This is a genomic window from uncultured Kushneria sp. (genome assembly GCF_947497025.1).
In the GTDB taxonomy this organism is placed as follows: Bacteria; Pseudomonadota; Gammaproteobacteria; order Pseudomonadales; family Halomonadaceae; genus Kushneria.
The window spans coordinates 234,573-251,916 of record NZ_CANMFC010000003.1 but is presented as its reverse complement, the minus strand read 5'-3'; the positions used below and the strand labels follow the sequence as shown (position 1 = coordinate 251,916).

Genomic DNA, 17,344 nt, shown 5'->3' with positions numbered 1-17,344 from the left:
TTTACTATCCCACGCAGTATTGTCCTCCAGGGTCATTTCAGATCACTTTTGACACCGTCATCGCCCTTTAGTCGCGATGACGGCGCCTTTTATGGAGTCTCAACCCAATGTCTATTTCACTGCGCCTCCCGACGCTCCTGGCCCTGCTTGCCCTGAGTCTTCCCGCGCTTCCGGTCACGGCGGCAGAGACCCCCTCTTCCAGACAGATTGAAGTACAGGCTAGTGCCAGCATCGATGTATTGCCTGATCGCGCCACGCTCAATGCGGTACTGGTTGAAGCAACACCTCTGGTCGAGATGGGCAGCGAGCGCAACGGTGATGATACGGCCAAAGCGCGCGAGAAGCTGGAAAAACGCAGCACCGCGGTCATCAATGCCCTTCGCAAGATGGGCATCGATAGTGACCATCTTCATGCCGGCAACCTGAGCGTATACAACGAACAGCAGCTACAGGGCGATGATCAGGCCGCCCCCTTGCGTGAGCGGGTGATTGTCCAGCGCAATCTCGATATTGACATCAATGACCTGACAGCGCTGCCCGGGATCATTGATGCGCTGTTTGCCAACGGAATTGATCGCCTGGAAGGCATTCGTTACGACGTCAGCGACCGGGAAGGCGTTGAGGACAAGGCGCTGAAACAGGCGCTGGCACGGGCTCACCAGAAGGCAGAGCTGATGGCCGGAGCCCTGTCCGTGACACTGGGCGATGTCGAGCGTATCCAGGAAACCCGCTCACCAGTGTTTCGCCCGATGATGATGGCCACGGCACGCAGTGAGCAAGCCGACAGCGCCACTTATACGCCGGGCACTATCAGCGTGGATGCCGGCGTGCTGGTCAACTGGTCGATTGACGCGTCATCGGCAAAAACAAACTGATACCTCGGTCACTTGTTGCCCTAGATGCCCCCGACCTGCTCGGACCAAAGGCCTGTCTCTGTCGACTGACATGCCCATGGCAATATGTCATGTGCTCACGCACATCCCTGCCGCTTCCCGCGTTGCTCTCCATGAGGAGGCTATGGGATAGCGTTTTTGGGCTGTGCTCATGAGCAGCTACATATTGCATGCTCTACTCTATAGAGCTGTTGGATGAAAACACTATATAAAGCGGCTTGGCAGGCGTTATGCTCGACTATAAACTTCTTGAGGCGCTTGGCGCCGTTGTAGACCAGGCTGGATTTGAACGCGGTGCACAGGTATTGGGCCTGACCCAATCCGCCGTATCGCAGAGAATCAAGCTGTTGGAGGCTCGCCTGGGTCAGCCGGTCCTGATTCGCGCTCCCCGCATTGCCCCCACCGGTCTAGGGAAACGGCTTCTTAATCATATTCAGCAGGTTCGACTGCTGGAGCATGATCTGCTCGATTACGTGCCTTCGCTGGGTGATCGCGAACAGCGGCTTCGTATTGCCCTTAATGCGGATAGTCTGGCCACCTGGTGGGCTGAAGCCGTCGAAGATTTCTTTCGTGACCACCGGGTCATGTTCGATCTGGTTGTCGAGGATCAGGAAACAGCGCTCAAGCGCATGCGCGACGGTGAAGTGGCTGCCTGCCTGTGCATGACGCCACGCTCGATTCAGGGCGCCCGCGCGCGTCCGCTGGGCGGCATGCGCTACCGACCACTGGCTACCCCTGATTTCATGAAACGCTATTTCCCCAACGGGCTGGATCGCATCGCGCTGGCAGAAGCACCGGCCGTGGTCTTTGGCCCCGACGATCGGCTACAGCAACGCTACATTGCCAACCACGGCGTGACCGTACCTTTCCCGCATCACCTGTGCCCTTCTTCAGAAGGTTTCTATCAGATGATTCGATCCGGCATCGGCTATGGCCTAGTGCCCGAAATTCAGGCACAGACCGCCATCGAGAGAGGCGAACTGGTCGATCTTGAAACCAGTTCTGACGTTATCGTGCCGCTCTACTGGCATTACTGGCGCCAGGGTGGGAATATTCTGGAATTGTTGACCCAGCATTTGACCCAGCATTCGCAGCGCTGGCTAACCGACCTTGAGGGTTTTGAAAACCCCTCGGGAGTGCTCTGACCATGCGTTTTTCTCCCGTACTGAAATCTGCAGGCACCTGCGCCAGTATGCTACTACTGTCCGGCCTGCTGACAGCCTGCGGCACTGTTTTGCAGGACAGTCAGGAAAAAGATACGCTGGTCGTTACCGCCGGCGCCACGGATGAGCCCACTGCTCGGGCCAATGCCATGGAGACCGGGCAACATTTGTGTCTGTCACGCGGCGGCCGACAGGCCAGCATGGTGGACATGCAGACCACGCCACCGGCCATGGCCACCCTGGATGACGCCCCGATTGCACGCTCCACCACGGATGCCCTTGAAGCGGCCACATTGGAAGGCGACATCTGGCGCACTACGCTGACCCTGCGCTGTCACTGATCCCGCTTTTCCCGCGTTGTCGAATCGCCTGCACACTTTCGATCTTGTCGGACATGCTCTGCTCACGATCCGTTCGAGTGCCGATGCGCATGGAGGTCGTAATCCTGGGCGCCCCCAGGTCATGCACGACTTCGTGACAGCGCCTGACCGCCTCGAAAACAGCCTCCCACTCCCCTTCGATGTTGGTGCCATAGGCATGCATCTGATGCGAAAGACCCGCCTGCTCGATCACCTCCTGGCAGGCCGACACGTAAGTCCCTACCGAAACACCTACCCCGAGTGGCACCACACATAGATCTACCATAACCTTCATGACACTTCCCTCCAGAAAGATGCTGGCAACGTAAACATCGTTTATAAAAATACGGCTGCAAAATCAGCAATTGTCGCTTAAATTTTTAAGGTCCGGACAAGAAAATATCTCCAAACATCCTTGATATCACCAGATGTGTCACCCGCTCATGGTACAGAGAAACATCGTGGGGGTAATAAACCATTACTAGGGGAGAATGGCATGACCAGCAATACTTTCGATAACTCAACGACCCATACTGATAGTCGATCACGCCGCTTGATCGAAAGATGGCTTGAACCCACAGGGGTGATACTCAATGGCAATAATCCCTGGGATCTACAGATTCATCATCCTGACTTCTATAGCCGAGTCGTGCGTCAGGGCTCGCTGGGGCTAGGCGAGTCCTATATGGATCACTGGTGGTCATGCGAGCGCATTGATCAGTTTATCGAGCGCGTTTTGCTGGCCAACCTGGGTGAACGCGCCCATACCCGCCGTGAAAAACTGCTCTACCGGCTTCAGACCAGCCTGACCAATCTGCAGAGCAAAACACGCGCCTTCATGGTGGGCAAGCAGCATTATGATTTCGGCAACGATCTGTTCGAAGCCATGCTGGACAGCACCATGTGCTACTCATGTGGCTACTGGAAAGAAGCAACGACCCTGCATGAAGCGCAGGTTGCCAAACTTGATCTGGCCGCACGCAAGCTACAGCTCGAACCCGACATGAGGGTGCTCGATATCGGCTGCGGCTGGGGCAGCTTTGCCGAGCACGCCGCCCGTCATTACGGGGTTCACGTGACAGGCATCACCATTTCCAGAGAGCAGGCCGAGCTTGCCAGAAAACGCTGTGAAGGGCTTGATGTCGAGATTTTGCTCGAGGACTATCGCGACCTGCTGGGAAGCTTCGATCGCATCGTCTCCATCGGCATGTTCGAGCATGTCGGGCAGAAAAACTATCAGACCTACTTTGACACCGTGGAGCGACTGCTAACACCGGATGGCCTTTTCGTACTACATACCATCGGCTCCAATAACTCGACCATCGGCGCCGACCCCTTCATCAACAAGTACATTTTTCCCAATGGTGTACTGCCCTCGGTGGCCCAGATCATCACCCCTACCGAGAACAAAATGGTGATGGAGGACTGGCAGAATTTCGGAGCAGATTACGATCGGACCCTGATGGCCTGGCTCGAGAACATCGAAGCCGCATGGCCCTCTCTACCCTATGATGAGCGTACCCAGCGCATGTTCCGTTACTATCTGGCCAGCTGTGCCGGCGCCTTTCGAGCGCGGGATCTTCAACTCTGGCAGGTCGTCTTTTCCAAAAGTCGCCCCGGACGTTACGACGCCCCTCGCTGAGCCCTTTCTCTCTGGTCACGGGTCGCCAGGCATCTACGGTAGCCGTGGCGGCCCCGCGATGGCATTATTTCCCGGGTACCACCCATATGCCCATTCAGGACCGTCAACCCGACGAGGTAGTCATTGAAGATGTTCGAGCGTATCGAGCGAGTTCCCGGGGACGCTATCCTCGGCCTGATCGAAGCCTATCAACAGGACACCAACCCCCAGAAGGTCGATCTTGGGGTTGGTGTCTATCGTGATGACCAGGGCCGCACGCCGGTACTTGCGACTGTCAAGAAGGCGGAAGAGCAGCTTTGTCAAAGCGAGGTCACCAAAAGCTATATTGGCTCTCATGGCGATTCGCGCTATACCGAGGCGGTCACCAGAATGGTGGTGGGTGAAGACTCTGCAGCATTGAAAGCCCGGCGCATCAGCACGACCCAGACACCAGGAGGTACCGGTGCCCTGCGTCTGGCCGCCGACTTTTTGAAGGCCCATTTGCCGAATCGCGCCATCTGGCTAAGTGACCCGACCTGGCCCAATCATCCGGCCATCTTTGACGCTGCCGGCATCGAGGTCAAACACTACCCGTACGTCAATGCCGATAACCGTCTGGATTTCGAGGCGATGCTGGCCGCTCTAAAGGAAGTTCCGGAAGGCGACATCGTGCTGCTGCACGCCTGCTGCCATAATCCGACCGGCTTTGATCTGTCCGAGGATCAATGGCGCAAGATTCTGGACGTGGTCCAATCGCGTGGACTGCTGCCGCTGATCGATTTTGCCTACCAGGGTTTTGGCGACGGACTTGATCAGGATGCCTTTGGCGTACGCCTGTTTGTCGAAACACTCGATGAAATGTTGATCACAACATCCTGCTCAAAAAACTTCGGTCTCTATCGCGAGCGTACCGGCTCGCTAATGGTGCTGGCTGCCGATGAAGAGCAGATGCAAAATGTGCGCACCCAGGTCGCCATTGCCGCTCGCGAAAACTACTCCACGCCCCCCTCTCACGGGGCCGCCGTGGTGGCCGAGATCCTGAGCTCGCAGACACTGACCGAGCAGTGGAAGCAGGAGCTTGCGGACATGCGCGGACGCATCAATGGTCTGCGCAGCGATTTCGTGGCGGCTTTTCGTCCCCACGGCCTTGAAGAACGCTTCGCCTTTATTGCAGACCAGCGCGGCATGTTCTCCTATACCGGGCTGACTCAGAAACAGGTCAAGCGGCTGCGCGATGAGTTCAGCATCTACATGGTGGGCTCCGGTCGTGCCAACATTGCCGGGCTTTCCGAAGCGTCGCTGGACTACGTGGCCAGTGCCATTGCCACGGTTGTGAAATAACGACCCCGCGTCAGCATAAAAAAGCGAGCCTGAAGGCTCGCTTTTTTTATCCGGACGTTTCAGGGAGATTCTGAATTCCCGGTATTGTCTGCCGATGTGGCAGGCTCAACCGGCGCACTCAGGGTCGCCGGGGCTGACGCTGAATCGGAGCGCCGCCACCCCTGAGCGGGCGATGCGGGCGGCAGATGCCAAGAGGAGGAAACGGCCTGTTCCGAGGTGGCCTCTTCTGATCCCGGCCCTCTGTTGTAAAGCCGGCGCTGGAGGGCCGGATCATCGAAACGTTTGCGAAACTCCTTACGCGAGACCTGAGCGTCGCCGTTTGCATCCAGCGTATTCCAGTAATTTCCCAGACCGAGGCGCTCAAGATCCAGGGCGCTCAGACCACTGCGCCCATCAGTATTGGCCTGATCAAAAAGCGCATCGGCCCCTGGAATATCATCGGATGACATGCCTGCCTGTGTGACATCGCTATCCTGTGCCGAGTGCTGCGTGCAACCGGCCAGCATTGCCACGATGACAAGCCCTGACAGCCTGTCACGATATCCAGTTGGCCTACTGCGCATCACCATTTCCGCCCTATCGATCATGAAAGAGTACTAATACTATAAACGCAACGCTGCTCCTCTTCACGAAAGACGTTCATGCTGCTGGTCGGATACGACATCATCTGACTTGCGCCCCTTGTCTCCCAGTATACGGCGATAACTCCACCAGGCCAGTACGCCAGCCAGCACATTGCCAATGGCAGCGCCAATACCCAGCCCCATGAAGCCGCCCAGCCAGGCGCCCAGGCTCAGACAGGGCAAATAGCATGCAAAAAGCCGCATAAAGGAGACAGTGACGGCCCGACGTGGCCAGCCAAGCGCATTGCACGCTGAAACCACCAGCATGCAGATACCCAAAAAAGCGTAGCTTGGCAGCATGAAATGCAAAAGCATGGCCAGCATACCTCGCACTTCTTCATTGCCCGCCAGCAGCCCTGCCAACGGCATGGCGGCAGCACTGAGCACAATGCCAAGCACCAGCTGCCAGACAAGCACCACTCGAGCTGCCAGATTCATCAGCGCACGAATTTCCTGCCAGCGCCCCGCCCCAAAACTGCGGCCAAGCCAGGGGGGCAGAGACATGGTCAACCCCAGAACCACCAGAATGACGAAGGTTTCCAGACGCGCCGCAAGCCCCCAGGCCGCGACAGCCGCCTCGCCGAGCCTTGCCACAATACCGGTCGCGGCCAGTGCCGATACTGCCGGCAGCAGCTGTGAGGCCATGGCCGGTAACGCAATGCTCATAAAGCGCGTGAGCGAGACACCGGCTTCCTGACGAAGGCCGGAAGCGCTGAGCCAGTCGCGCCGGGCAAGGCTTTGTGCCAGCACCAGAAGACCGATGACAAAGGCAATCAATGTTGCCCATGCCGCACCCGCCAGCCCCCAGCCATCGAAGGGCCCCATGCCAAAGATCAGTACAGGGTCCAGCACCAGGTTGATCAGGCTGGTCAGCACCATCATGCGACCTGGAAGACGCGTTTCCCCATGAGCGCGAAAGAGGCTATAGCCCAGATACAGCAGCGCACCGACCCAGCTGGCCAGCAGCCAGGGGCCCCAGTACTGATGAATCAGCACCATTGTTGCTTCATTGGCACCCAGCAGGCGGAAAATGATCGGCTCCAAAAGCCAGAGTAGCAGCAGTAACACAAGCATGGCAGCACTGCCGCCCAGCAGTACAAGACTGCCCAGCCGGCGAGCGCGAGCCTCCTCATCGGCCCCCAGCGCGCGGGAGATCAAAGCCGCAATGGCAATGCCGAAGCCGACCTGTACTCCAATGATGACCGTCGCCACCGGAAACGTGAACGACTGTGCCGCCAGTGGCTGGGTGCCCAGGCGCGCGATAAAGATACTATCAATCAGATTGAAGCCCAGAAGCGCCATCACGCCCACGGCCATCGGCAGTGTCTGGTGCCAGAGAGTTTTACCCATTTCTCGGGTTTGAGGCGATGCCACAGCACCTCCAGAGTTTATGGGATGAAAGGGAATGCGGCGCGCAGTCTAACCTTATGCACAAAAAAAAGCAGGCGATGCCTGCTTTTTCGGATCACGTTTTCTGACGGTTTAAAGCCCGCCAGACTCACCCGGGTTACATTGAAGTGAGAATCTCGTAGCTGCTGTCCGAGCTTGAAGGGCTCTGAGTGGTATTACCATCCACTACCAGCGTGTACTGCCCGGCCGTCAGGTTGCTATCGATGTTGAAATTGCCCTGGGCATCGCTGGCGCTGCTGGCTACTACCTGCCCCTGCTGATCAAGCACCATGGCATTCAGGCGATAGGCAGTATTGTGAGCCCCTGCCGGATGGCGGCTGGCCAGCTGGACCTGACCGTCATTTTCGACATTGAATTGAAAGCGATGCGGGGCACCCTGAGCGGCATAATAGGTGCCGGTCAGTCCTTCAGCAGTAGCGACGGCTGAAGGCGACAGTGTGTTGCTGGTGGTATTCAACGCAGCGCCGTTGTTAGCCTTCATGAACTGGCCTTCGGTGGTGGAAGCCATGCTTTGCTGTGCCATCAGGGTGGTCAGTGAAAGAGCAGCGATCAGAAATGTGCGTGTCATGTCATGTCCCTTTTCAGTGTGGTATATCTCGGAGCTGCTTTTGTCAGCGTCCGTACCGATAGGTATATTCTCCACCTGAAAGCACTTCTAATCGATGCACTCTATAACAACTTTATGTTGCAAAAAGCGCAACATCCAGCCGGGAGAGGCAAGCATTCATGGATCTGTCCAGCCGTCTTTTACTCCTTGCCGAGGTTGTCGAGGCCGGAAGCTTCACCCGCGCAGCTGATCTGCGTCATGTCGACCGCTCTGTCATTTCTCGCCAGATCCGGCAGCTGGAAAAGGAACTGGAAGTGCGCCTTTTCAACCGTTCGACCCGTGTGGTGCATCTAACGGACGTCGGTCGAGAGATCTATCATCGTGCCCTGCGCCTGCGCACCGCCCTTGAAGATGCGCGTCACGTGGCAGAGGCTTACCAGAGCGAACCGCGGGGCGTATTGCGCATTAATGCCCCAACGGATTTTGGCCGACGCTACGTGGGGCCGGCCATGGGCATTTTCATGAGGCGCTTTAAGGACATGCACGTCGAGCTACAGCTCGATAATGCCTATGTCGATGTCATCGCCGGTGGTTACGATCTTGTCATTCGCATCAGTGAACCGCAGGATTCATCGCTGATTGCCCGGTCGCTGGCACACAATCATCGGGTCATCTGCGCCAGTCCCGAATTCATTCAAAGACATGGCCTGCCTGAAAGTGTCGAAGAACTGTTGCGATTACCGGCCGTGACCTACTCGCGCGACGATCTGACGCTGGACTATCTTCATTACTATAATGAACATGACACCATTGTCCGCGGCGCTTTCAATTCACACTTTCGCACCAATGAACCCGAGGTCATGGTCAGGGCCATGCTGGTGGGACTGTGTTATGGGGTGATGTCGGCCTTTATGCTTGAAGACGCCTTTCGTGACGGCAAACTGTTCCCGATCCTGCCCGAGCTGCGGCTGGCGCCAAGCCCGGATATTTATATGGTCTACCCCCATCGTGAGTTTCTATCCCTCAAGACCCGGCGCTTTATCGAGTGTTTGCAGGAGGTCGTGGGAGAGCCCCCGATATGGGAGCGCAACATGCCGCGAGTCGGCATTTTGCAGGGCTATGACCCGATGGCCTGAACATGGACCCATCAGGGCCTCAGGCATTTCCTGAAGCCCTGATAAAAGCTGGGTTAAAGCGCGTCCAGCCCGCGTGACAGATCCCTTTTGATATCCTCAAGATGCTCAAGCCCGACCGCAATGCGGATCAACCCTTCCGTGATGCCAGCCGTGGCCCGCTGCTCATCGCTGAGGCGTCCGTGGGTCGTGGTGGCCGGATGGGTGATGGTGGTTTTGAGATCGCCCAGATTGCCGGTAATCGACAAGAGTTGTGTGGCGTCAATCACCGACCACGCGCCCTCACGCCCGCCCTTCACTTCCACGCCCAGCACGGCGCCGAAGCCGCTTTGCTGACGCGCAGCCAGCGCATGCTGTGGATGGGACGTCAGGCCACTGTAGTGCACTCTTTCCACACCGGGATGCGCCTCAAGCCACTTCGCCAGTGCCAGCGCATTGTCACAGTGTGCGCGCATGCGTAGCCCCAGCGTTTCCAGACCCTTGGTAAAAATCCAGGCATTGAAAGGGCTCATGCTCGGGCCACAGGTACGCACCACCCCGTGCACTTCCTTGATCAGGTCGGCGCGACCGGCCACGGCACCGCCGATGGCACGCCCCTGCCCGTCGAGATACTTGGTTGCCGAGTGAATGATCAGATCCGCCCCATGCTCGATCGGGCGCAAGAGCACCGGCGTGCAAAAGCAGTTATCGATGGCAAGCCAGGCGCCGTGGTCATGCGCGATATCCGCCAGCGCACGAATATCGGCAATCTCGGACAAGGGGTTGGAAGGCGTCTCGGCAAACAACAATTTCGTACGTGGCGTTATGGCCGCCTTCCAGCTCTCCAGATCGGAAAGCTCCACGAAATGGGTCACCACCCCGAACTTGCCAAAATATTTGGCAAACAGGCTGACCGTGGAGCCAAAAAGCGCCCGTGAGGCGACAATCTCGTCACCGGATTCCAGAAGCCCGAGCACGGTCGACATGATGGCAGCCATGCCTGATGATGTGGCCACACAGGCCTGAGCCCCTTCCATCGCTGCAAGCCGAGCTTCAAATGTCTGCACGCTGGGGTTGGTAAAGCGTGAGTAAACGTTGCCCGGCTCCTCGCCGGAAAACTTGCGCGCGGCTTCAGCGGCGCTTTCATAGACAAAGCTTGAGGTGGGAAAGATCGGCTCGCTGTGTTCCTGCTCATGAGTGCGCTGATGACCGGCACGAATGGCCAGCGTATCCGGATGCAGGCTCTCGCCCCGGGCGTCTTTTTCGAACATGGTGGCTTTCCCTGTAACGGGTCAAGGGCCGTGACGTCATTCAGAAAACACACGGCCAACGTTGACCCTGATCGTCATGAACAAAATGACCGGGCGCATGGCCCGGTCATTCAATGAATACCCTTCAGCGAGTCCTTACCCTGCCGCGGGCGCGAGGATCAGTCAACTTCCTCGACATCGTTGTGAAGATCCACCTGCGCATGACCGCCGCTGGACTGCTGTTTGGCAGCATCGCTACGGGCAATTTCAAGGCGGGCCAGGTAATCCGGGTCGATATCGCCGGTCACATAGCAACCATCAAAGACCGAGCAATCAAATTCAGTTAGCGTGGGGTTGACCTCCCTGACCGCCTCCTTGAGATCGTCGAGATCCTGATAGACCAGCCGATCCGCCCCGATCAGCTCAGCCACATCATCGGTCGTGCGATCGAAGGCAATCAGCTCCATGGCCACCGGCATGTCGATCCCGTAGACATTGGGATAGCGTACCGCGGGTGCTGCGGAAGCAAAATAGACGTTTTTGGCTCCGGCCTCGCGGGCCATCTGAATGATCTCGTTGCAGGTGGTACCCCGCACAATGGAATCATCTACCAGCAGCACATTCTTGCCGGAAAACTCGATATCGATGGCATTGAGCTTTTGACGAACCGACTTCTGACGCTGGGTCTGCCCCGGCATGATGAAGGTGCGCCCGATATAACGGTTTTTCATGAAGCCTTCTCGATACGGCACGTTCAGATGCAGGGCCAGCTCCAGGGCCGCCGTACGACTGGTATCGGGAATGGGGATCACGACATCGATATCGTGCCCGGGCCAGTCGCGCTTGATCTTCTCGGCGAGCTTTTGCCCCATGCGCATGCGCGTGGCGTAAACGTTGGCGCCATCGATGATCGAATCCGGCCGGGATAGATAGACATACTCGAAAATGCAGGGCGTTAGCCGAGCGTTTTCCACGCACTGCTGTGTATGCAGATGGCGTTCCATATCGATATAAAGCGCCTCGCCCGGGGCCAGATCGCGGATCAGCTCAAAGCCTGCCACATCGAGTGCCACCGATTCGGACGCAATCATGTATTCCGGCCCTTCGGGCGTGTCGCGTCGACCAAATACCACAGGGCGAATGCCGTGTGGGTCACGGAAGGCAACCAGCCCCTTGCCGTTGATGATCGACACCGCCGCATAGCCACCCTTGCAGCGACGATGCACTCGGCGAATGGCATCAAAGATATCCTCTGCTTCCAGCTGATGCCCCTGCTTGCCAAGCTCATGAGCAAACACATTGAGCAGCACCTCGGAATCGGAGCTGGTGTTAATATGGCGCAGATCGGCATTGAACAGCTCGGCCACGAGCTGCTCGGAATTGGTCAGATTCCCGTTGTGAACCAGCGCAATCCCATAGGGAGAATTGACGTAGAAGGGCTGGGACTCCGACTCGCTGGCAGAGCCGGCGGTCGGATAGCGCACATGACCGATGCCGATATTGCCCTTGAGTCTTTGCATGTGACGCGTATGAAAAACATCTCGCACCAGGCCATTGCTTTTGCGCAGCAAAAAGCGCCCGTTGTCCCAGGTCATCATGCCGGCAGCATCCTGGCCCCGGTGCTGCTGCACCGTCAGCGCATCATAAACTGCCTGGTTTACCATCGAGTTGGCCATCAGGCCCACGATACCGCACATGCGTTACATCCTCGCTGTCGGTGATTGCCGGCGTATTGCCGGCCGTACTGATCGCTTGATCATTGCGGCATCTGCCGTGGCAGATGCCCCTGCAGTTCACGAGCGCGCTGCGATGCTTCATCCATGAGGGACTGATCCCTGTCGAGCTGCTGATACTGGCGAAGAGCCAGATCACGCCCCTGCTCGACCCAAGGTAAAAATGTCGACTGCTGCCAGTCGGCGGTCTGGCTCAACGGGGTCAACCCGACCACGGCCACGATCATCACCAGCACAAAACCACCTCGCAGCAGCCCGAATGCAGCGCCCATGAGACGATTGAAAAACCCCATGCCCACCCATTCAATCATGGCGTGCAGTAGCCTGATCACCAGGTTGGCCAGTAGCAGCACGACAAATACCACCAGTACAAAGCCGACCACCAATCGAATCTGTTGACTGTCGATATAGTCGGCAAAAAGACCAGCGGCAGGTTCTGCAAAGGCCCGGGCCGTCAGCAGTGCAGCAATCCACGCGGCCAGCCCCAGCCCTTCACGAATGAAGCCGCGCGCAAATCCCGACAGGACTGAAAACCCCAGAATGATAACGAACGCCCAGTCAATCCAGGTCCAGCTCACTGACCACCTTCGCGGCGAACGATCAGCCCCTTGATATTGGCCTTTTCCTGCAGTTCGGCACGTGCGCGCTCACTCTCTTCGGTCGAGCCAAAAGGACCGACGTACACCGTATTGAGCTCACCGCGCGGCTGCTTGTAGGCCGAAAAACCCTGTGCCTTGAGCTGCTCGATCAGGCGGTCGGCGTTGCCGGGCTGCCCAAAGCTACCGGCCTGCACGGCCCAGCCACCGCTGCCGGAAGCCTGCGAGGCACTGTGGCTGTTGCGATTGGCGGCAGCCATGATCGGGTCTCCCGAGGAATCATCACTGCGTGCCGGCGTCTGACGCTGAGTGTTGCCGACATTGCTGTCTCGGGCAGGGGTTGCAGGCTTGCTGGTACTGGCTGACCCAGTGTTGGCTGAAGAGGTAGCGCCATTGCCCGCACGTGTCGTGGCGCTGTCGCGCGAATCGGTTCGTGAAGAGGACGGCTCGCTGGATGCCGGCGTCTGTGCCGATGCTGACTCACGCTCGCGGTCCGGGAAAAGCTGATTGTTTTGACTGGCCTGCCCGAATTGGTCACTGGCGTTATCAGCATTGCCATCATCTTCAGGCAGAGGTGACTGTGGAGCGGCCACATCAGGTTGTGACATCTCGATGGGCTGCTCGATAACCACCGACGAGTCATTACTGCTCTCGTCCTCGTCGCTTGAGCCACCAAACAGGATAGGCAGCAGGATCAGAGCCAGTGCCACGATAATGACGATACCGCTGATGCGCTCACGCATGCCGTATTTCATGCGACTCTCTCCTTGTTACGCGGTTCCCTCGCCCCTTTCGAGCCGAGCCAAAGCTTCTGCCACGGTAAAAAAGGAGCCGCAAACCAGTACGTCATCATGTTGTGAATGTTGTTCCAGCCAATCGATGCCCGCGACCGAGCCATCAGCCACGGCAATCACCTGCCCGCCGCGGGACTGGATAATTTCTGCCAGCGTCTCGCCATGGCGCGCCCGAGCCCCCGACAGGGTGACCGGCAGCCAGTCATCGACCACCGGCCAGAGGGCATCGATGACGCCCTCGGCATCCTTGTCACCCAGCATGCCCAGTAGTGCTACGCGCCGTGTCACGGTTTTTTGCACCAGCTGGTTGGCCACATAGCCGGCCGCATGCGGATTGTGAGCCACATCCAGACAGTAGCGCCCAATGCGCTGCATGCGTCCGGCCAGTCGAATACCGGAAAACGCCTGTTCAAGCCTTTCAGCCTCAAGCGGCAGGTTCAGGGTTTCGAGCGCTGTCAGCGCACTGACAGCGTTGTCCAATGGCAGTCCCGGATCGGGAAGCGATGGCAGTGCAGCCCCGCCGGCCGGCCGCTGCCATCGCCAGCGACCGTCCTCTTCGCGCTGCCAGTCAAAGTCCTGTCCCAGCACCAGACAGCGGGACACCGGCAGAGCCGCGGCATGTGCTGCCACGCTTGAGACCATCCGGCGACTGCCCAGGATGGCCGGTCGGCCGGCGCGCAGAATGCCGGCTTTTTCGGCGCCGATGTTTTCGATATCCGTGCCGAGAAAATCGGCATGATCCAGCGCTACGCTGGTCACTATGCCGACATCGGCATCGATGATGTTGGTGGCATCAAGCCGACCGCCCAGCCCGACTTCAAGAATGGCCATGTCCGGGGCACGGTCACGAATGATGACCAGCGCTGCGAGCGTGCCCATTTCAAAATAGGTCAGACCGGTATCACCACGTGCGGCCTCGATGCGCTCGAAAGCGTCGATCAGCGATTCATCACTGACCTCATCACCATCCAGGTGGAGGCGTTCGTTATAACGAAGCAGATGAGGCGAGGTATAGCTGGCCGTTCTCAGCCCATGAGCACGCGCTACGGCTTCCAGCATGGCCACGGTCGAGCCCTTGCCATTGGTACCGGCGACAGTCACCACCTGGCGTGCGATGGGGCCGGACAGCAGCCCCAGATGTTCGGCCACGATACGAATGCGATCAAGCCCCAGATCAATGGCGACCGGATGAAGCTTTTCCAGGTGGGCCAGCCACTGTGTCAAGGTGCGAGACATGATGATCAGCGCGCAGCCTCGGCGCTGTACGGTGTCCCATCATCCCCTTCCACATCTTCCAGCATGGTCACGGCAGGCTCGGAGGGACGATCGGTCAGCGTGCGCAGAATACGACCCAGCCGGGTGCGCATTTCGCTGCGGTGGATGATCATGTCAACCGTGCCGTGCTCCAGCAGGAACTCGCTGCGCTGAAAGCCCTCGGGGAGCTTTTCACGCACGGTCTGCTCGATAACGCGCGGTCCGGCAAAGCCGATCAGGGCATTGGGCTCGGCCACGTTCAGATCTCCGAGCATGGCCAGCGATGCCGATACGCCGCCAAAGACCGGATCCGTGAGCACGGAGATATAGGGGACACCAGCGCCACTGAGACGCTCCAGCGCCGCCGAGGTCTTGGCCATCTGCATCAGCGAGAACAGCGCTTCCTGCATGCGCGCACCACCGGAGGCGGCAAAGCAGACCAGCGGACGCTTCTCTTCCCGAGCGATCGTTGCGGCGCGCACGAATTTCTCGCCCACGACGCTGCCCATGGAGCCGCCCATGAATTCGAACTCGAACGCCACGGCCACGACCGGCAGGCCGTCCAGGGTCCCTTTCATGACGACCAGTGCATCCTTTTCCTCGGTCGCCTTCTGCGCACCGGCCAGTCGGTCCTTGTACTTCTTGGAGTCACGAAACTTGAGTCGGTCTACCGGCTCGAGCTGAGCGGCGATCTCTTCGCGGCCCTCGCTGTCGAGAAACCAGGACAGACGGCGACGTGCGTTCAAACGCAGGTGGTGATCACACTTGGGACAGACATTGTGATGCCGTTCAAGCTCGGGTCGATAAAGGACAGCCTCGCAATTGGGACATTTACGCCACAGGCCGTCGGGAATGTTGTTGCGACGATCGGTACGGGCAGTACGCCCCATTGAAGGAACAATCTTGTCGAGCCAGCTCATCGAGAAAGGGCTTCCATATCGTTGATGGTCAGTCTTTTAAATGGGCGCGCCGAAAACAACACATGACGCATGGCCCCATTATCAATCATCGACGGCAGTGAGGGCCAGCCCGGCGTGCATGTACACCCTCACAACCTTTTTCTACCGTCTGTCAGTGTCAGCGCGCCGGAGCGGCATCCGCTTCCCATACCCGATCAATAAAGTTCTTGATCAGGTCATGGTCCTTCAGACCCGCAGCGGCCTCCACCCCACCCGAGACGTCCACCCCGTGAGGTGCGACCTGATGGACGGCCCGGGCGATGTTATCCGGTGTCAGGCCACCGGCCAGTATGATCGGCAGCGCCAGATCACCAGGGACACGCGACCAGTCAAAGGTGTCGCCGGTTCCTCCCGGCACGCCGGGACGGTAGGCATCCAGCAGCAGGCCGCGCGAGCGATGATAGCGCTCGGCCTGCTCATGAAGATCAATATCATCGCGCATGCGCAGAGCCTTGAGCCAGCTCATGCCATAAAGCTCGCAGGCCTCGGGAGGTTCTTCACCATGAAACTGAAGCATGTCAAGCCAGGGGGCACAGTTCGCAACCAGATCCGGCTCCTGATCGACAAACAGCCCCACCCGGGTCACAAAAGGTGGCACCCGAGCACTGAGTTGTTCAAGGCGCTCGGGCGTCAGTGCCCGCTTGCTGCCGGGCCACATGACAAAGCCCAGTGCATCGGCGCCGGCCTGTACGGCAGCATCGATATCCGCTTCACGCGTCAGTCCACAGATCTTGATTCGGGTTCGCATCTACAGATGTCCTGGTGATTACAGATGTTCTGCCGGTTCACCGCGATAGACCGGACGCTGATAGTTCGAGGCGGGCAGCGTACGCTGACCGGTCCATTCACCGCTGAAATAAAGCTCGGCCGGCCCCAGCGGCTCGGCCGGCAGTTCGAATCGTGGATCATAGTACACATCGACGAAGTGCAGCCCCTGCGCCGGCGCAGTCGCCTCGGAAAGCGTACGATCCCTGCTTTCCAGAATGTCACGCGTGCGAGAAACCTCACGCCGTCCATCGCCAACGGTGAGCAAAACGCCGGCGATATTGCGCACCATGTGATGTAAAAAGGCGTTGGCCTGAATATCGATAATAACCAGGGGGCCCACTCGCGTCACCTCGACAAAGTGGACATGGCGCCAGGGCGTACTGGATTGACAGCCGGCCGCGCGGTAGCCGGAAAAATCGTGCTCGCCGACCAGCGTCTGCGCCGCCTCGTGCATGCGCGTTTCATCCAGTGGTGTCCGGTGCCAGGTCATGTGCTCGGCATCGAGCGCCGGCGGCACGGGCTGGTTGAGAATCACATAGCGATAGCGGCGGGCCAGGCTTGAAAATCGGGCGTGAAAGTCGTGCGGCATGAGACGCGCCCAGCGCACCGACATATCGCGCGGCAGGTTGACGTTGGTCCCCATGACCCAGGCCTTCAGCGTGCGGGCGCTGGTGGTATCAAAATGCACGATCTGCCGGGTGGCATGCACACCGCTATCGGTACGTCCGCTGCACATGACTTCGATGGGAGACTGTGCAATGCGGGAAAGCGCCGCCTCGAGAGAAGCCTGAAGAGAAGGGCCATGGTTCAGACGCTGCCAGCCCTGATAAGCCGTACCACGATACTCCAGGCCCAGCGCAATACGGCCGCTGACGCGCTCGTTTTCATCCAGTCGTGTAAAAAGAGACATGTGACTCGGTA

Annotated in this window: 18 protein-coding genes; 6 read left to right on the top strand and 12 right to left on the bottom strand. The window is 58.5% G+C overall.

Features of this window, described 5'->3' with window-relative positions:
* Positions 1 to 107 precede the first annotated feature (107 nt).
* From Q0931_RS06935 to Q0931_RS06925, 3 genes are all read left to right on the top strand, one after another.
* Complete coding sequence (locus Q0931_RS06935; protein ID WP_299258633.1) at positions 108 to 875, top strand: SIMPL domain-containing protein; 768 nt, start codon at positions 108 to 110, stop codon at positions 873 to 875.
* 248 nt (positions 876 to 1,123) lie between these two features.
* Complete coding sequence (locus tag Q0931_RS06930; protein ID WP_299258631.1) at positions 1,124 to 2,038, top strand: LysR family transcriptional regulator ArgP; 915 nt, start codon at positions 1,124 to 1,126, stop codon at positions 2,036 to 2,038.
* 2 nt (positions 2,039 to 2,040) lie between these two features.
* Positions 2,041 to 2,397: a hypothetical protein gene (locus Q0931_RS06925; RefSeq protein ID WP_299258629.1), complete on the top strand. Its 357-nt coding sequence runs from the start codon at positions 2,041 to 2,043 to the stop codon at positions 2,395 to 2,397.
* On the opposite strand, the gene Q0931_RS06920 is transcribed toward Q0931_RS06925, so the two are convergent.
* Positions 2,372 to 2,710 carry an MTH1187 family thiamine-binding protein gene (locus Q0931_RS06920; RefSeq protein WP_299258627.1) on the bottom strand — a complete coding sequence of 113 codons (339 nt, stop codon included), beginning with the start codon at positions 2,708 to 2,710 and terminating at the stop codon, positions 2,372 to 2,374. The two genes, Q0931_RS06925 and Q0931_RS06920, sit on opposite strands and share 26 nt — an antisense overlap.
* A 201-nt stretch (positions 2,711 to 2,911) precedes the next feature.
* Between Q0931_RS06920 and cfa the strand changes: the two genes are divergently transcribed.
* Together cfa and Q0931_RS06910 are read left to right on the top strand one after the other, a co-directional pair.
* Positions 2,912 to 4,057 (top strand): cyclopropane fatty acyl phospholipid synthase, encoded by a 1,146-nt coding sequence (cfa, locus tag Q0931_RS06915; protein ID WP_299258625.1) that lies wholly within the window; start codon positions 2,912 to 2,914, stop codon positions 4,055 to 4,057.
* A gap of 129 nt (positions 4,058 to 4,186) precedes the next feature.
* Positions 4,187 to 5,377 carry an amino acid aminotransferase gene (locus Q0931_RS06910; RefSeq protein ID WP_299259163.1) on the top strand — a complete coding sequence of 397 codons (1,191 nt, stop codon included), beginning with the start codon at positions 4,187 to 4,189 and terminating at the stop codon, positions 5,375 to 5,377.
* 59 nt (positions 5,378 to 5,436) lie between these two features.
* Here Q0931_RS06910 and Q0931_RS06905 read toward each other — a convergent pair whose 3' ends face one another.
* The 3 genes from Q0931_RS06905 to Q0931_RS06895 form a co-directional block, all read right to left on the bottom strand.
* Positions 5,437 to 5,940: a hypothetical protein gene (locus tag Q0931_RS06905; RefSeq protein ID WP_299258623.1), complete on the bottom strand. Its 504-nt coding sequence runs from the start codon at positions 5,938 to 5,940 to the stop codon at positions 5,437 to 5,439.
* Positions 5,941 to 6,003: 63 nt separating this feature from the next.
* Positions 6,004 to 7,350, bottom strand: coding sequence for an MATE family efflux transporter (locus Q0931_RS06900; RefSeq protein WP_299259161.1), 1,347 nt, complete (start codon positions 7,348 to 7,350; stop codon positions 6,004 to 6,006).
* A gap of 157 nt (positions 7,351 to 7,507) precedes the next feature.
* Positions 7,508 to 7,978 carry a hypothetical protein gene (locus tag Q0931_RS06895; protein ID WP_299258621.1) on the bottom strand — a complete coding sequence of 157 codons (471 nt, stop codon included), beginning with the start codon at positions 7,976 to 7,978 and terminating at the stop codon, positions 7,508 to 7,510.
* Positions 7,979 to 8,136: 158 nt separating this feature from the next.
* On the opposite strand from Q0931_RS06895, the gene Q0931_RS06890 reads away from it, so the two are divergent.
* A complete protein-coding gene (locus Q0931_RS06890; protein WP_299258619.1) occupies positions 8,137 to 9,093 on the top strand; it encodes a LysR family transcriptional regulator in 957 nt (318 codons plus the stop codon).
* A gap of 53 nt (positions 9,094 to 9,146) precedes the next feature.
* On the opposite strand, the gene Q0931_RS06885 is transcribed toward Q0931_RS06890, so the two are convergent.
* The 8 genes from Q0931_RS06885 to truA all read right to left on the bottom strand — a co-directional run bounded on the left by Q0931_RS06885 (position 9,147) and on the right by truA (position 17,333).
* Entirely contained in the window at positions 9,147 to 10,340 is a 1,194-nt protein-coding gene (locus tag Q0931_RS06885; RefSeq protein WP_299258617.1) for an O-succinylhomoserine sulfhydrylase, read from the bottom strand.
* Positions 10,341 to 10,498: 158 nt separating this feature from the next.
* The gene (gene purF, locus Q0931_RS06880) at positions 10,499 to 12,016 is read right to left on the bottom strand and encodes an amidophosphoribosyltransferase (RefSeq protein ID WP_299258615.1); all 1,518 of its coding nucleotides are present in this window, start codon (positions 12,014 to 12,016) and stop codon (positions 10,499 to 10,501) included.
* 59 nt (positions 12,017 to 12,075) lie between these two features.
* Positions 12,076 to 12,630 (bottom strand): CvpA family protein, encoded by a 555-nt coding sequence (locus tag Q0931_RS06875; RefSeq protein WP_299258613.1) that lies wholly within the window; start codon positions 12,628 to 12,630, stop codon positions 12,076 to 12,078.
* Positions 12,627 to 13,403: an SPOR domain-containing protein gene (locus Q0931_RS06870; RefSeq protein WP_299258611.1), complete on the bottom strand. Its 777-nt coding sequence runs from the start codon at positions 13,401 to 13,403 to the stop codon at positions 12,627 to 12,629. The genes Q0931_RS06875 and Q0931_RS06870 overlap by 4 nt, the downstream gene beginning before the upstream one ends.
* 15 nt (positions 13,404 to 13,418) lie before the next feature.
* Positions 13,419 to 14,678 carry a bifunctional tetrahydrofolate synthase/dihydrofolate synthase gene (gene folC, locus Q0931_RS06865; RefSeq protein ID WP_299258609.1) on the bottom strand — a complete coding sequence of 420 codons (1,260 nt, stop codon included), beginning with the start codon at positions 14,676 to 14,678 and terminating at the stop codon, positions 13,419 to 13,421.
* A 5-nt stretch (positions 14,679 to 14,683) separates the two neighbouring features.
* Entirely contained in the window at positions 14,684 to 15,616 is a 933-nt protein-coding gene (accD, locus tag Q0931_RS06860) for an acetyl-CoA carboxylase, carboxyltransferase subunit beta (RefSeq protein WP_299258608.1), read from the bottom strand.
* A 157-nt stretch (positions 15,617 to 15,773) separates the two neighbouring features.
* Positions 15,774 to 16,403 carry a phosphoribosylanthranilate isomerase gene (locus Q0931_RS06855; protein ID WP_299258606.1) on the bottom strand — a complete coding sequence of 210 codons (630 nt, stop codon included), beginning with the start codon at positions 16,401 to 16,403 and terminating at the stop codon, positions 15,774 to 15,776.
* A gap of 18 nt (positions 16,404 to 16,421) precedes the next feature.
* Positions 16,422 to 17,333, bottom strand: coding sequence for a tRNA pseudouridine(38-40) synthase TruA (gene truA, locus Q0931_RS06850; RefSeq protein WP_299258604.1), 912 nt, complete (start codon positions 17,331 to 17,333; stop codon positions 16,422 to 16,424).
* Positions 17,334 to 17,344 lie beyond the last annotated feature (11 nt).